The sequence below is a fragment of the Bradyrhizobium sp. 41S5 genome, from assembly GCF_011516665.3.
GTDB classification, from domain to species: Bacteria; Pseudomonadota; Alphaproteobacteria; order Rhizobiales; family Xanthobacteraceae; genus Bradyrhizobium; species Bradyrhizobium quebecense.
Map to the genome: position 1 here is coordinate 6,714,278 of NZ_CP083721.1, position 14,723 is coordinate 6,729,000.

Genomic DNA, 14,723 nt, shown 5'->3' on the forward strand with positions numbered 1-14,723 from the left:
CGCGCGGTTGCATGAGCAGCCCTGCTCGCCCTTGCTTTCCGCGGGCGGATGATGAACGCTTGTCGAAAAGACAAGAACATCCCGCGGGAGGGGAGGCATGAGCAGGGCGCTTGCCGTCTTCCACGGCCGGTTCGGTCGCGCGACGGTCTATCAGTTGAACCGTCCCTTCAACGTGCATGCGCACCGCGAAGGGCACCTGATCTTTCATGTCGGCGGGACGCCGGCGCAGATCGATGTCTCCGAGCAGCGCCTGCTGCTCAAGGACGACACCGTGGTTGCGGTCAACCCGTGGGAACCGCACAATTTTCTGCCGACCGACATGGACCACGGCGCGATCTTCTTCGTGCTCTATGTCAATTCAGAATGGTTCGCGCCGCAGCCCGCGAGCGCGCAGGGCCTGCGGTTCGGCCGCACCTTCTTTCCGCGTACCGAGGCGCTCGACCGGCTGATCCGCCGCACCGCAGCACTGGTGTGCGGCGCGCCGTCGCTGCGCAGCCTCGATTGCGAGCTCAGGCAGCTAATCGACTCCTGCTACGAGGAGAGCTGGCAGGCGGCGCAGGACGCGCGCGCCGCCGCCGCGGTGACCGATTTCCGGGTGCGCAAATCGATCAAGCTGATGTCGGAAAGCCCCGGCGCCGAAATCGAGCTCGATGCGATCGCGCGGGAAGCGGGCCTGTCGCGGCCGCATTTCTACCGGCTGTTCCGGACGCAAACCGGCGTCACCCCTCACCTCTACATGAACACGCTGATCATGGAGCAGGCGCTGGATGCGCTGGTGGCGACCGAGGCGCCGATCGCCGATATCGGCTTCGATCTCGGCTTCTCCTCGCAGAGCGGCTTCACCCGCTTCTTCGCCGCCAATGTCGGCATGGCCCCGACCGACTATCGCCGCGCCGCCAAGGTGTTGCGGCCGTGATGAAGTTCCGCACAACGATGGAGCAGCGATAAAAGATACTGTCGATCAAATCCGCCGCTTTCGCCCTCGGTAGGATGTTGAACACGCGACCCGGCAGACGGTCGCGACGTCAGAGGGAACGCGACGGAGATGGCCAGGTTCATCGAACGCCATCCGGCTTGGGCGCTGATCGTGATCATCGCGGTCGCGGTGCTGCTGTGGCTGGTGTTCGCGATCTGGCCGCCGGGACTGGAAGCCGCGATCGGCCGCAAGCGCGTGTTTCTCAACGCCGTGCTGAACGGCATCACGCTCGGCGGGCTGTATTTCCTGGTGGCCAGCGGCTTCACGCTGATCTTCGGCCTGATGCGCAACGTCAACCTCGCGCACGGCTCGCTCTATCTGTTCGGCGGCTATATCGGCTATGCGATCAGCACATGGACCGGGTCGTGGATCCTCTCCTTCATCGTCGCCTTCATCGCGGTGGCGCTGGTCGGCGTGATCCTGCAGCTCGCCGTGTTCCGCCGCATGGAGGGACAGGACCTGCGGCAGACCATGGTGACGATCGGGCTCTCGATCGTGTTCGCCGATCTGATGCTCTGGGTGTTCGGCGGCGACTTCTACCAGGTCCAGACCCCGAGTTGGCTGATCGGCCCGGTGCAGCTGCCGCTACTGACCGCGATCAAATCATCCGGCGAGCCGGTCTATCTGCAATATCCGCTGGTCCGGCTCGTGATCTTCGCGGCCTCCGTCGTGATCGGCATCGCGATGTGGCTGGCGCTCAACCGCACGCGGATCGGCATGATCGTGCGCGCCGGGGTGGACGACCGTGACATCCTCGCCGCGACCGGGGTACGGATCCAGCTGGTGTTCGTGCTGGTGTTCGCGCTGGGCGCAGGGCTCGCCGGCATCGCCGGCGTGGTCGGCGGCACCTTCCAGTCGCTGTCGCCGGGCGAGGATACCCGCTTCCTGCTCGCCTCGCTGGTGGTCGTGATCGTCGGCGGCATGGGCTCGATCCCGGGGGCTGCGCTCGGCGCCGTCATCATCGGCCTCGCCGAGCAACTCGGCTCGGTCTACATCCCGACCTATGCCATCGTCGTCACCTTCCTGATCATGGTCGTGGTGCTGGCGCTGCGGCCGCAGGGCCTGCTCGCGAGGCGATGAGATGTCGTTGCTGCAGAGCACCCAGTTCCGCCCCGATCCGTCCGCCAACGCGACGCGCCGCGCCTTGATCCGCACCTGGCCGGAATTCCAGAACCCGGCGGCCTGGCTGGTCGCGCTGATCCTCGTGATCATGCCGCTGATCGCCAACGGCTTCTTCCTGATCGAGATCTTCGCCACCACGCTGATCCTCGGCATCATCGCGCTGAGCCTGATGTTCCTCGCCGGCTATGGCGGCATGGTCAGCCTGATGCAGCTCACCATCGCGGGCTTCGCCGGCTACATGGTCGCGGTGTTCGGCATGAGCGGCAACGCCAATATCAGCCTCGGCTGGCCGTGGTGGCTCGCAACCCCGATGGCGCTGGCTCTGGCGACGCTGTTCGGCACACTCGGCGGCGCGCTCGCGGTGCGCACCGAGGGCATCTACACCATCATGATCACGCTGGCGATCGGCGCGGCGTTCTACTACTTCACCAACCAGAACTGGGCGATCTTCAACGGCCACACCGGCATCAACACCGTCGCGACCCCGCATTTCTGGGGCGTCGACTGGCGCGCCGACATCGCCTTCTATTATGTGACGCTCGGCGTCGCCGCGATCTGCTACTTCGCCGTCCAGTATGTCTCGCGCGCGCCGTTCGGCCTCGCGCTGCAAGGCGTCCGCGACAACCCCCGCCGCATGGCCGCACTCGGCTTCAATCCGAACGCGCATCGCATCGCGGCCTACGCCTTCGCCGCCTTCATCGCGGCGCTCGGCGGCGTGCTGCAGGTCTGGAACTACCGGCAGATCTCGCCAGGCTCGGTCAGCGTCGGCGCCTGTATCGACGTCCTGATCATCGCCGTGGTCGGCGGCATCACCCGGCCGATCGGCCCGTTCATCGGCGCGCTGATCTTCGTCCTGCTGCGCACCTTCGCGCTCGACGTGTTGATCAAGTTCGGGCTCGACGGCAACCGCTTCCGGCTGCTGATCGGACTCGGCTTCCTCGCCATCGTGTTCTGGTCGTCGGACGGCGTGATCGGCCTCTGGGAGCGCTGGCGGCGCCGCAGCGCATCCTCGACGCAACGTTCAGGCGGAGGCCGCCATGGATAGCGTCGCGCAGCGACTGTCCGTGGTCGGCGCCGGCGCAGCGCTGGAGCTGCGCGGCGTGACCCGGCTGTTCGGTGCGCTGGCGGCGCTGACCGACGTCACCATCACCGTGCGGCCCGGCGAACGGCGCGCGGTGCTCGGCTCGAACGGCGCCGGCAAGACCACGCTGTTCAACTGCATCACCGGCGACTTCCCGCCCTCCTCCGGCACGATCCGCTTCTTCGGCGAGGACATCACCCAGTTCCCGCCCTATGAGCGAATCCGCAGGGGCTTGCGCCGCACCTACCAGATCTCGGCGCTGTTCCCCGGCCTCACCGTGCAGGACAACGTCTATCTCGCCTGCCGCGGCGTCTCCCGCGGCCGGTTCTCGTTGCTGCGCCCGGGGCAGAACGATGCGCTGATGCACGCGACCGAAACGCTGGTGCAGGCCGTGCATCTTGCCGGCGTCAAGGACCAGCGCGTCGCCGAACTGGCGCATGGCCAGCAGCGGCAGCTCGAGATCGCACTCGCACTGGCCGGCGCGCCGCGCTTCATCCTGTTCGACGAGCCGGCGGCGGGACTGTCGCCGACCGAGCGGCGCGAGCTGATCGAGATCCTGACCTCGCTACCTGCGCATATCGGCTACATCATCATCGAGCACGACATGGACGTTGCGCTGCGCGTTGTCGAGAGCGTGACGATGATGCACAACGGCCGCATCTTCAAGGAGGGCCTGCCGCGCGAGATCGAATCCGATCCCGAGGTGCAGGAGCTCTATCTCGGAGGCGGCCATGAATGACCGCCGCCCCGTTCCCACACTCGAGGTGAAGGGCCTCGACGTCTATTACGGCCATTCACATGCGCTGCAGGGCGTCGATCTCACGCTCGATACCGGCGTGTTCTCGGTGGTCGGCCGCAACGGCATGGGCAAGACCACGCTGTGCAAGGCCATCATGGGCCTGGTGCGCGCCAGCAGTGGCTCGATCCGGATTCGCGGCGAAGAGGCCACGCGGCTGAACCCGGCACGGATCGCTAGGCTCGGCGTGGGCTATGTGCCGCAGGGCCGGCGGCTGTGGCGCTCGCTGACGGTCGACGAACACCTCGCGCTCGCCGGCGGCCTGCGCCGTGGCGCGTGGACCATCGAGCGCATCTACGACACCTTTCCGCGCCTTGCCGAGCGCAAGAACAACGGCGGCAACCAGCTCTCCGGCGGCGAACAGCAGATGCTCGCGATCTCGCGCGCATTACTGACCAATCCGCAGCTCCTGATCATGGACGAGCCGACCGAGGGCCTTGCGCCTGTCATCGTCGCCCAAGTCGAGGAGATGCTGCTCCGCCTCGGCGACGAAGGCGACATGTCCGTCCTGGTCATCGAGCAGAACATCGGCGTGGCGACAGCGGTGTCGCGCAACGTCGCCATCATGGTCAATGGCCGGATCAATCGCATCGTCGACTCCGCGCGGCTCGCCACCGACCGCGAGCTGCAGCAGCGGCTGCTTGGCGTCGGCACCCACGGCGCTGAGGAGATCGATGCCGAGGCGGCGCCGGCAAGAGCTGAGGCGGCCGGCACACCACAGCCGGAGCGCAAGGGTCCGGTTCGCATCTACGTCTCCAATCCCGTGCTGCCGACGCGCTGGTCGCAGCCGGTGCCGATCGCTCGTATCGAGGCCGCTGCACGGACGCAGTCCATCGCCGTCACGCGTCTCGAGGAAGCAACCCGCTCACGGCGCGAGCCGCCGACGTCGAGGACATCGGGGCCGCCCGTCGTGCTGGTTGTCGGCACGCTCGACACCAAGGGCGCCGAGTTGCGCTTCATCCGCGATGTCGTCGCGGCCGGCGGCCTGCGCACCCGGCTGGTCGACGTCTCGACCAGCGGCAAGGCGGCGAGCTGCGACGTCACCGCGCAGGAGATTGCCCTCAACCACGGCCGCGGCGGCTCAGGCGTGTTCGGCACCGATCGCGGCGCCTCGGTGACGGCGATGGCGGACGCGTTCGAGCGGTGGCTGCGCCGCCAGGGCAATGTCGCCGGCATTATCTCCGCAGGCGGCTCGGGCGGCGCGTCGCTGGTCGCACCGGGCATGCGCGCGCTTCCGGTCGGCGTGCCGAAGCTGATCATCTCCTCGGTCGCCTCCGGCGACGTCGGTCCCTATGTCGGGCCCGCCGACATCACCATGATGTATTCGGTGACCGACGTGCAGGGCCTCAATTCGATCTCGCGCACGGTGCTCGGCAACGGCGCCCATGCCATGGTCGGCATGGTCAAGGCGCGGCTCGAGGGACAGACCGGAAAGCAGCGCGATACGGGCGCTCATCTTCCGGCCATCGGCATCACCATGTTCGGCGTCACCACGCCGGCGGTGCAGAAGATCGCAGCTGACCTCCGCGAGGATTTCGAGTGCCTCGTGTTCCACGCCACCGGCGTCGGCGGCCGCTCGATGGAGAAGCTGGTCGAGTCCGGCCAGCTCGCCGGCGTCATCGATCTCACCACGACCGAGGTCTGCGACCTTCTGATGGGCGGCGTATTCCCGGCGACCGACGACCGGTTCGGCGCCATCATCCGTAGCCGCGTGCCCTATGTCGGCTCGGTCGGCGCGCTGGATATGGTGAACTTCGGCGCGCCCGACACGATCCCGGAGCGCTACCGGCAGCGCAAATTCCACGTCCACAATCCGCAGGTCACCTTGATGCGGACCACGCCGGAAGAGAACGAGCGCATGGGCCGCTGGATCGCCGAACGCCTCAACCAGATGGACGGGCCGGTGCGTTTCTTTTTGGCCGAAGGCGGCGTCTCCGCGCTCGATGCGCCCGGCCAGCCGTTCTGGGACCCCGATGCCGACGCGGCGCTGTTCCGCGCGCTGGAGCGCACCGTGCGCCAGACCGGCAACCGGCAGATCATCCGCATCAAGCGCAACATCAACGATCCCGAGTTCACCGCCGCCATCGTCAGCGCGTTCCGTCCGCTGCTCGGACGCGCCGGTGGCCTGCGGAGAGTGGCGAGGTGACCCATGCCCAGGTTTGAACGCGCGGCGCTCTTGAAGAGTTTTCACGCCATGATCGCACGCGGCGAGCCGATCGTCGGCGGCGGCGCCGGCACTGGCCTGTCGGCAAAATGCGAGGAGGCCGGCGGCGTCGACCTGATCGTGATCTACAATTCCGGCCGCTACCGCATGGCCGGCCGCGGCTCGCTCGCCGGACTGATGCCTTATGGCGATGCCAACGCCATCGTCGTCGAGATGGCCGGCGAGGTGCTGCCGGTCGTGACCAGGACGCCGGTGCTCGCCGGCGTCAACGGCACCGATCCGTTCCGCGACATGGACGTGTTCCTCGACCAGCTCAAGGCGATCGGCTTCGCCGGCGTGCAGAATTTCCCGACCGTCGGCCTGATCGACGGCACTTTCCGCGCCAATCTCGAAGAGACCGGAATGTCCTATGCGCTCGAGATCGACATGATCGCGAAGGCGCATGACAAGAACATGCTCACCACGCCCTATGTGTTCAGCGAGCAGGAAGCGACCGCGATGGCGATCGCGGGCGCCGACATCATCGTCTGCCATATGGGCCTCACCACGGGCGGCACGATCGGCGCGCAGACCGCGCTGAAGCTCGCCGACTGCCCTGCCCGGATCGAGACCTGGGCCGAGGCCGCACTCAGCGTCAATTCGAACATCATCGTGCTCGCGCATGGCGGCCCGATCGCCGATCCCGCGGATGCCGATTTCATCATGAAGCAGACCCGCAACTGCCACGGCTTCTACGGCGCTTCCTCGATGGAGCGCTTGCCGGTTGAGCGGGCTTTGACGGATCAGGTTCGCAAGTTCAAGGCGATCGGCGCGCGCTAGAGCCGCCGTGACCAAGGGAGGAAGAGATGTCAGGGATGCTGGTCGGTGAATTGATCCTCTGGCTCATCGTCGCAATCGTCGCGATCGTCATCATCGTCTATGTGGTGAACTGGCTCTACCACCGCTCGTCGAAGGAAACCTCCTTCGTCCGGACCGGTTTCCTCGGCGAACGCGTGGTGATCAATGGCGGCGCCTTCGTGCTGCCGTTCATCCACGACTACACGCCGGTCAACATGAACGTGCTGCCGATGGGGATCGTGCGCTCCCGGCAGGATGCCGTCATCACCCGCGACCGCATGCGCGTCGACATCGAGGCCGATTTCTACGTCCGGGTGCAGGCGACCCGCGAGGCCGTCTCGATCGCCGCCGCCACGCTTGGCCGCCGCACCATGGAACCGGAGCAGCTGCACACCTTGCTCTCTGGCAAGTTCATCTCCGCGATCCGCTCGGTTGCTTCCGAGATGACTATGGAGCAGATGCACGAGCAGCGCGGCGAATATGTCGCTCGCGTCAAGGCCAACGCCGCCGAAGCGCTGGCGCAGAACGGCCTCGAGCTCGAGTCGGTCGCGATCACCGATCTCGACCAGACCGACCTCGAATATTTCAACCCCTCGAACCGCTTCGACGCCGAAGGCCTGACCCGCCTGATGGAGGACATCGAGGCCAAGCGCAAGCTGCGTAACGACATCGAGCAGGATTCGATGATCAAGATCCGCTCCCGCAACCTGGAGGCCGAGCGGCAGGCGCTCGACATCGAGCGCGAGAGCGAGACCGCCCGCCTCGAGCAGGAACGCGACATCGAGATGCGTCGCGCCCTGCAACGCACCGAAGTCGCACGCGAGCGCGCGCTGCGCGAGACCGAGGCCGAGCAGGCCCAGATCACCGCGCGCGAAGCCATCGAGAAGGCGCGCATCGCCAACGAGCAGGCGATCACCGAGGCACGGATCGCCTCCGAACGCGAGACGCGGCACCGGGAGATCGAACGGACCCGCGCGGTGGAAGAACGGGAGTTGCTGGCGCGTGAGGAGATCGAGAAGGCGAGGATCGCCAACCAGCGCTCGGTCGACACCACGCGCATCGCCTCCGAGCGCGAGGTCCGTCAGCGCGAGATCGAGCGAATGCGCACGGTGGAGGAAGCCGAAATCGCGGCCCGCGAGTCGATCGAAAAGGCCCGCATCCAGCAGGATCGCGTCGTCACCGATGCCCGCATCGCCAACGAAGAAGAAACCCGCCGCCGTGAGATCGAGCGCACCCGTGCCGTCGAGGAGGCCGAGATCGCGGCCCGCGAGGCCACCGAGAAGGCGCGCATCGCGCAGACCATGACGGTCAATGTCGAGCGCATCTCCTCGGACGAGCGCACCCGCGCGCTGGAGATCCAGCAGGTTCGTACCATCCAGGAAGCCGAGATCGAGGCGCAGAAGGCGGTCGAGGCCGCCCGGATCATCAGAGAGAAGACGCTGGCCGCCGAGCGCATTGCCGCCGATCACACCACGCGCAAGCTCGAGATCGAGCGCAACCAGGCGATCGAGATCGCCGGGATCACCGCGCGCGACGCCACCGAGGCGTCGCGGATCGCGCAGGAGGAACATGTCCGGGCGCTCGAGATCGCACGGACCCGTGCGATCGAGGAAGCCGACATCGCCTCGCGCGAATCGATCGAGGCGGCACGCATTTCGCAGGAGAAGTCGGTCGCGGCACAGCGCATCCGTGCCGAGCGCGAGACCCGCGCGCTCGAGATCGAGCGCACGGGGGCCATCGAGGCCGCCGAGCTGAAGCGCCGCGACGCGGTCGAGCGCCAGCGCATCGATGTCGAGCTGGCGCTGGAGAGCGAGCGGATCAGCTCCTCCAGGACCCGCGAGGTGCTCAACATCGACCAGAAACGGGCGATCGAGCTCGCCGACGAGGAGCGCGTGATCGCGCTCGCCGCCAAGCGCTCGGAGCGGATCGATGCCGACCGGCAGGTGAAGCAGGCCGAGATCACGGCCCGCAAGGAGGTCGAGACCACCGATGTGACCCGCGAGCAGGCGCTGGAAGCGGCGCGGATCGAACGGCGCCGCTCGATCGAGCAGCTCGAGGTCGCCCGCAATCAATCGCTGCAGGAGGCCGAGATCGCGGCGCGTGAAGAAGTCGAACGCGCCCGCATCGCCTCCGACCGCGGCCTCGACGAGGCCCGGATCGGCCGCGAGCGCGAGCTGCGCAAGCTCGAGGTGAACAGGGAGAAGGACGTCGAGACCGCCTTGATGGAGAAGGCCATCGCGCTGCACCAGAAGTCGCTGGAGGAATCCGCGGCGCGCGCTGCCGCCGAGGACGCCAGGGTCCATGCCACCGAGGCGGCCGAGCGCGTCGTTACCGCGCGCGAGAGCGAGATCGCCAAGCGGCGCAAGACCGTCGAGGTGCTGCTCGCCGAGAAGCAGGCCGAGGAAACCAGGATCGCGGCCGGGGCCGAACGGGTCCGTGCTACCGTCGAGGCCGAGGCGCAGCGCCTGCTCAACGAGGCCGAGAACGTGCTGACCGACCAGGCGCGCTACTCGCTGTTCCGCCGCAAGCTGCTCGACCGGATCGAGGGCATCGTGCGCGAGAGCGTCAAGCCGATGGAGAAGATCGAGGGCATCCGCATCCTCCAGGTCGACGGGCTCAACGGCAATGGCAACGGCGGCGGTTCCGGCCGCAGTGCCACCGACGAGGTGATCGACTCGGCGCTGCGCTACCGCGTGCAGGCGCCGCTGATCGACTCGATCCTGTCGGATATCGGCGTCGAGGGCGGCAGCCTCGCCAAGATGCCCGGCCTGATCCGCGAGGCCCGCGACATGCAGGGCATCAAGGAGAGCGCACGCAAGAGCGGCGCCGACGCCAAGCCGGCAGCGCCCGAAGGCGGCGGCGAGCCGCGCCCCGAACGCACGCCGCGCAAGAAGGACTGAGCTCGCAACATGGCACGGGTTTACGTCTCCACTGTCGTCAACGCCCGCAACGACCGGGTCTGGGCGCGCGTCCGTGATTTCAACGGGCTGCCGAACTGGCACCCAGCGATCGCCGAAAGCCGGATCGAGGGCGGCGAGCCCTCCGACAAGATCGGCTGCATCAGAGATTTCCGGTTGCGCAATGGCGATCGCATCCGCGAGAAGCTGCTCGGGCTGTCCGACTACGACATGTTCTGCACCTACTCCATCCTGGAATCGCCGATGGGCGTCGAGAACTACGTCGCGACGCTGCGGCTCACGCCGGTCACCGACGGGGACCAGACGTTCATGGAGTGGACCGCCGAGTTCGACTGCGCGCCGGAGCGTGAGGCGGAGCTCGTCAACAATATCGGCGGCGGTGTGTTTCAAGGCGGGTTCGACGCACTGAAGCGGGCGTTCGGGGGATAGACCGTGCCGCACATCGTCAAGAGCACGATCCTGGATGCGCCGACCGATGCGGTCTGGGCCGTGCTGCGCGATTTCAACGGCCATGACCGCTGGCACCCGGCGGTCGCGACCAGCGGCATAGAGCGCGCGCAGCCGTCCGACAAGATCGGCTGTGTCAGGCGCTTCAAGCTAAAGGACGGATCCGAACTGCGTGAGCAGCTGCTGGCGCTGTCCGACCTGGAGCAAAGCTTCAGCTACTGCCTGCTCGACACGCCGGTTCCGATGTTCAACTACGTGGCGCATGTCCGCCTGCTGCCGGTCACCGATGGTAACCGCACCTTCTGGCACTGGGAATCGCGCTTCACGACGCGGATCGAGGACAGGGACCGCATCACGCACATGGTTTCGGAAGACATCTACCAGGGCGGCTTCGACGCCATCCGCCGGCATCTGAAGGAGGCCGCGTAAGCGGGGAAGGACATCATGCCAGTCACGGTGAAGACCTTCACCAGCACCCATGACGCAGCAGCCGCGCTGTCGTCGGATCGCAGCGCCCGCTATCTCGGCGGCGGCACGCTGGTGATGCGGGCACTGAACGAGGGCGACATCTCGATCTCGACCGTCGTGCGCGCCAGCGACCAGACGATGACGCGGATCGACGTGTCCGGCTCACGTATCACGCTCGGCGCCGGCGTCACCTTCGCGCGCATCCTGGCCGAACGCGATCTCGGCTTCCTGCACGCCCCCGCCCGCTCGATCGGCGGACCGGCGGTGCGCAACATGGGCACGGTCGGCGGCAATCTGTTCGCGCCGGTGCCATATGGCGACTTCACGGTCGCGATGCTTGCGCTCGATGCCGTCGTGTCGGTGCAGGGGGGCCTTGGCGGCCGCGAGATCGGAATCGAGGAATTTTTGCAATCGCGCGACCGGCAGGCCGGCGTGCTGGTGCTCGCGATCTCCTTTGCCAAGCCCGGCAGCACCGAGGCCTTCCGCTACCGCAAGATCGCGCGGATCAAGCCCAAGGGCGGCGCGGTGATCACGCTCGCGGCGCATCTGCCGGTCAACGGCAGCCGCATCGTCGGCGCCCGCGTCGCGCTCGGCTCGATGGCGCCGACCCCGATCCGCGCCCGCGCCGCCGAGCGCGCGCTGGAGGGACGCTCGCTCGACGCCTCCACGATCAGCGCGGCGGCGGCAGCAGCCGTCGAAGGAACTTCGCCCGGCGACAATGCGCTCGCCAGCGCCTGGTATCGCCGCGAGATCGTCGGCGTGCATCTCAGGCGCCTGTTGTCCGGTCAGGAATAGATCGTCATGGCCAAGACCCCTCTCCAATTTCAGCACAACGGCCGTGACGTCGCGATCTTCGTCGACGGCGGCACCAATCTCCTGGTCGCGCTGCGTGAGCTGATCGGCGACATGACGCCGAAATTCGGTTGCGGCCAGGGCGGCTGCGGCACCTGCAGCGTGCTGATTGATGGCGAACTGCACCTCTCGTGCCTGACGCTGGCCGAGACGGTCGCCGGCCGCTCCGTCGAGACGCTCGACGGCATCAAGGACGGTCCCACCCTGCATCCGCTGCAACGTGCCTTCGCCGACAATTTCGCCGCGCAGTGCGGCTACTGCACGCCGGGCATGCTGATGGCCGCGAAAGCGCTGCTCGACCGCAATCCGCAGCCGAGCCGCGCCGAAGTGGTCGAGGCGATCTCCGGCAATATCTGCCGCTGCACCGGCTACGAGCCGATCATCAACGCCGTGCTATCAGCCGCTTCCGGCGGCCGGGCCCGCGCGTAAGGGAACAGTGCCATGCTGGAATTGCGCAAGGACATCTTCGCCGACGAGCGCGACGATAATCTGAAAGAAATCGGCAAGGGCACGCAGCGCCAGGACATGCTGGGCCATGTCACCGGCACCTCGCCCTATTTCGACGATCACAAGCTGCAAGGCATGCTGCACCTGAAGGTGGTCCGCAGCGCCCATTCCCATGCGCGGCTGCGCCGCATCGACACTTCGGAGGCCGAGCGGTCGCAGGGGGTGCGACGCGTGATCCGCGCCTCCGACGTGCCGCGCAATTTGAACACGCTGCTCAGCCTGATCAATTTCGGCAAGGACGACGAGCCGTCGCTCGCGGTCGACAAGGTGCGCTACAAGGGCGAACCGATCGTCGCCATCGTCGCCGACAGCCCGCGCGAAGCTTTTGAGGCGATCGCCAAGGTGAAGATCGACTATGAGCCGCTGCCCGCGGTGTTCGACGTCGAGGAGGCGCTGAAGCCCGGCGCGCCCGTCGTCAACGAAGTGTATCCCAAGAACACCTTCACCTATCACGAGACCTATGATCGCCAGCAGCTGCGCTTCGGCGACGCTGATCGCGCACTGGCCACGGCCGACCATGTGCTGGAGCAGCGCTACCAGATGTCGCCGATCGAGCATGCACCGACCGAGACCAACGGCTCGATCGCAGCACCCGACACCAACGGCCGCTACATCGTATATACCTCGACGCAGGCGCTGTTCTTCTCGGTCGACACCTGCGCCAAGATCCTCGACGTTCCCTCCAACACCTTCCACTTCATCGGCGGCACGGTCGGCGGCGGGTTCGGCGGCAAGGTCGATACGCTGACCGAGCCGCTGTGCATTCTCGGCGCGATGCTTACGGGGCGCCCGGTGCGCTACGTGTTCGGGCGCGAGGAGGAGATGCAATACGGCCCGCCGCGCGGCGCTGAGCGCATCTACATCAGGGATGGCGTGATGCGCGACGGCCGCGTGGTCGCCCGCAAGGTGCGCGCCTATTTCGACAGCGGCGCCTATACGCGGCTGTCGAGCTATGCGGCGGTGAAATGCGCCGCGCATCTGCCTGGCCCGTACACGATCCCGAACGTCCATGGCGACGTCTACTGCGTCTTCACCAACCGCACGCCCGCCACCGCGATGCGCGGCTTTGGCGTCACGGCGATGGATTTCGCGATCGAATGCCAGATGGACAAGCTCGCCCATCTGGTCGGCATGGATCCGATGGAGTTCCGGATTCTCAATGCGTATCGCGACGGCGACATGAAGGCGCACCGCCGCGAGGCCAAGAACACCGCGCTGATCGAATGCGTGCAGGTCGCAGCCGAGAAGGCCAAATGGCCGATCGGCGAGGACTTCAAGCGGATGTCATCCCGCAAGGATGGTGGCGGGATCCGTGCCGCCGTGACGCTGACGCCGCGGGAGTCGCATGCAACGCCCCCCGCACCGTCGCAGCAGCGCACGACGTATGACCGCACGCCGGCCGCAACCCGCGAGTCGCCACCACCGCCGCCTCCCTCCTCGCCGCCGCCGTCACCGCGGCCGGCCGCGCCGTCGCATGGCGCCACCCGCTTCTCTTCCGTCTTCGGCACCAGGAGACGCTGACCATGACCCGGCATCGCGGACGCGGCATCGCGTCGGTCAACTATCCCATCGGCATGAATCTCGGCGGCGATCCGAGCCAGGCGCTGGTGCATTCCAACCCGAGCGGCAAGTTCACCGTGGCGCTGTCCTCGATCGATCTCGGCCAGGGCATGAAGTCGGTGACGCGGCAAATCTGCGCCGAGACGCTCGGCGTGCCGGTCGAGGATGTCTATGTCGACACCGCGGATTCCGACACCGGCCCGCACTGCATGGGCTCGTTCGCCTCGCGCGGCACGCACCGCGTCGGCAACGCCGTGATGGCGGCGGCGCGGGAGGCCCGTGGCGTGATGATGGAAGCGGCCGCCGAGGAACTCGAGGTCAACGCCGCCGATCTCGAGACCGACGGCCGCGGCAACATCCATGTCAAGGGCGCGCCGCATCGTTCGATCTCGACCAAGGACGTCGCGATTGCCGCGCAGTTCAAGCAGGGCAAGACGATCTCCGGCCGCGGCATCTTCCTGGTGCCGCTGTCCGACGTCGACCCGGAAACCGGCGAGATGTCGCCGGCGACATGTTATGCGCATGCCTGTCTCGTCGCCGAGGTCGAGGTCGACGACGAGACCGGCGAGGTCGATATGATCCGGATGGACTCGGCCTATGAGCTCGGCCGCGCGCTCAATCCGCGGCTGGTCGAGCAGCAGCTGGTCGGCGGCGCCTGGATGGGCGTCAGCCACGCGCTCTACGAGACGCCGGAGCCGTATTATCCGGAGCCGGTGCATGGCCCACGCGACTTCGTCGAATATCTGATGCCGGGACCGGGTGACATCTGCCCGCACGACATCGCGGTGCTGGAGCGCCCCGCGCCCGACGGCCCGTTCGGCGCCAAAGGACCGGGCGAGATGTGCGCCAATCCGGTGTTGCCCGCCGTTGCGAACGCGATCTTCAATGCCGTCGGCGTCCGGATCGACGATCTGCCGATCACGCCGGAGAAGGTGTTGCGCGCGATCCGGGCACAGGGCGGCGCGCGGCCGCAGCCGCGGCGCTGAGGTCCTTCC

General features: G+C 67.2%; 13 protein-coding genes. All 13 read left to right on the top strand.

Features of this window, described 5'->3' with window-relative positions; all coding sequences use genetic code 11:
* Positions 1–97 precede the first annotated feature (97 nt).
* Entirely contained in the window at positions 98–916 is an 819-nt protein-coding gene (locus tag HAP47_RS32285) for a helix-turn-helix transcriptional regulator (protein ID WP_173641102.1), read from the top strand.
* A gap of 129 nt (positions 917–1,045) precedes the next feature.
* Positions 1,046–2,056, top strand: coding sequence for a branched-chain amino acid ABC transporter permease (locus tag HAP47_RS32290; RefSeq protein WP_173641101.1), 1,011 nt, complete (start codon positions 1,046–1,048; stop codon positions 2,054–2,056).
* 1 nt (position 2,057) lies between these two features.
* Positions 2,058–3,143 carry a branched-chain amino acid ABC transporter permease gene (locus HAP47_RS32295; protein ID WP_173641100.1) on the top strand — a complete coding sequence of 362 codons (1,086 nt, stop codon included), beginning with the start codon at positions 2,058–2,060 and terminating at the stop codon, positions 3,141–3,143.
* Positions 3,136–3,918 (top strand): ABC transporter ATP-binding protein, encoded by a 783-nt coding sequence (locus tag HAP47_RS32300; protein ID WP_021075866.1) that lies wholly within the window; start codon positions 3,136–3,138, stop codon positions 3,916–3,918. Before HAP47_RS32295 ends, HAP47_RS32300 begins: the two co-directional genes overlap by 8 nt.
* Positions 3,911–6,121, top strand: a complete 2,211-nt coding sequence (locus HAP47_RS32305) for an ABC transporter permease (protein WP_173641099.1) — start codon at positions 3,911–3,913, stop codon at positions 6,119–6,121. The genes HAP47_RS32300 and HAP47_RS32305 overlap by 8 nt, the downstream gene beginning before the upstream one ends.
* Before the next feature lie 3 nt (positions 6,122–6,124).
* Positions 6,125–6,958: a phosphoenolpyruvate hydrolase family protein gene (locus tag HAP47_RS32310; RefSeq protein WP_173641098.1), complete on the top strand. Its 834-nt coding sequence runs from the start codon at positions 6,125–6,127 to the stop codon at positions 6,956–6,958.
* A gap of 26 nt (positions 6,959–6,984) precedes the next feature.
* On the top strand, positions 6,985–9,876 hold the full coding sequence (locus HAP47_RS32315; RefSeq protein WP_173641097.1) for a flotillin family protein: 2,892 nt from the start codon (positions 6,985–6,987) through the stop codon (positions 9,874–9,876).
* A gap of 9 nt (positions 9,877–9,885) precedes the next feature.
* Entirely contained in the window at positions 9,886–10,323 is a 438-nt protein-coding gene (locus HAP47_RS32320) for an SRPBCC family protein (protein ID WP_173641096.1), read from the top strand.
* Positions 10,324–10,326: 3 nt separating this feature from the next.
* Positions 10,327–10,770, top strand: a complete 444-nt coding sequence (locus tag HAP47_RS32325) for an SRPBCC family protein (RefSeq protein WP_173641095.1) — start codon at positions 10,327–10,329, stop codon at positions 10,768–10,770.
* Between the two features lie 15 nt (positions 10,771–10,785).
* Positions 10,786–11,604, top strand: a complete 819-nt coding sequence (locus tag HAP47_RS32330; protein ID WP_176396277.1) for an FAD binding domain-containing protein — start codon at positions 10,786–10,788, stop codon at positions 11,602–11,604.
* Between the two features lie 6 nt (positions 11,605–11,610).
* Complete coding sequence (locus HAP47_RS32335) at positions 11,611–12,090, top strand: (2Fe-2S)-binding protein (RefSeq protein WP_173641094.1); 480 nt, start codon at positions 11,611–11,613, stop codon at positions 12,088–12,090.
* A gap of 12 nt (positions 12,091–12,102) precedes the next feature.
* Positions 12,103–13,689, top strand: a complete 1,587-nt coding sequence (locus HAP47_RS32340) for a xanthine dehydrogenase family protein molybdopterin-binding subunit (RefSeq protein WP_173641093.1) — start codon at positions 12,103–12,105, stop codon at positions 13,687–13,689.
* A 2-nt stretch (positions 13,690–13,691) separates the two neighbouring features.
* Entirely contained in the window at positions 13,692–14,714 is a 1,023-nt protein-coding gene (locus HAP47_RS32345; RefSeq protein ID WP_173641092.1) for a xanthine dehydrogenase family protein molybdopterin-binding subunit, read from the top strand.
* Positions 14,715–14,723 lie beyond the last annotated feature (9 nt).

Excerpts from the sequence above, each read along its gene's own strand:
- HAP47_RS32290 (WP_173641101.1), top strand. The coding sequence starts at position 1,046 with ATGGCCAGGTTCATCGAACGCCATCCGGCTTGGGCGCTGATCGTGATC.
- HAP47_RS32330 (WP_176396277.1), top strand. The coding sequence starts at position 10,786 with ATGCCAGTCACGGTGAAGACCTTCACCAGCACCCATGACGCAGCAGCC.
- HAP47_RS32315 (WP_173641097.1), top strand. The coding sequence starts at position 6,985 with ATGTCAGGGATGCTGGTCGGTGAATTGATCCTCTGGCTCATCGTCGCA.
- HAP47_RS32295 (WP_173641100.1), top strand. The coding sequence starts at position 2,058 with ATGTCGTTGCTGCAGAGCACCCAGTTCCGCCCCGATCCGTCCGCCAAC.
- HAP47_RS32320 (WP_173641096.1), top strand. The coding sequence starts at position 9,886 with ATGGCACGGGTTTACGTCTCCACTGTCGTCAACGCCCGCAACGACCGG.
- HAP47_RS32285 (WP_173641102.1), top strand. The coding sequence starts at position 98 with ATGAGCAGGGCGCTTGCCGTCTTCCACGGCCGGTTCGGTCGCGCGACG.
- HAP47_RS32340 (WP_173641093.1), top strand. The coding sequence starts at position 12,103 with ATGCTGGAATTGCGCAAGGACATCTTCGCCGACGAGCGCGACGATAAT.
- HAP47_RS32335 (WP_173641094.1), top strand. The coding sequence starts at position 11,611 with ATGGCCAAGACCCCTCTCCAATTTCAGCACAACGGCCGTGACGTCGCG.
- HAP47_RS32300 (WP_021075866.1), top strand. The coding sequence starts at position 3,136 with ATGGATAGCGTCGCGCAGCGACTGTCCGTGGTCGGCGCCGGCGCAGCG.
- HAP47_RS32345 (WP_173641092.1), top strand. The coding sequence starts at position 13,692 with ATGACCCGGCATCGCGGACGCGGCATCGCGTCGGTCAACTATCCCATC.
- HAP47_RS32310 (WP_173641098.1), top strand. The coding sequence starts at position 6,125 with ATGCCCAGGTTTGAACGCGCGGCGCTCTTGAAGAGTTTTCACGCCATG.
- HAP47_RS32305 (WP_173641099.1), top strand. The coding sequence starts at position 3,911 with ATGAATGACCGCCGCCCCGTTCCCACACTCGAGGTGAAGGGCCTCGAC.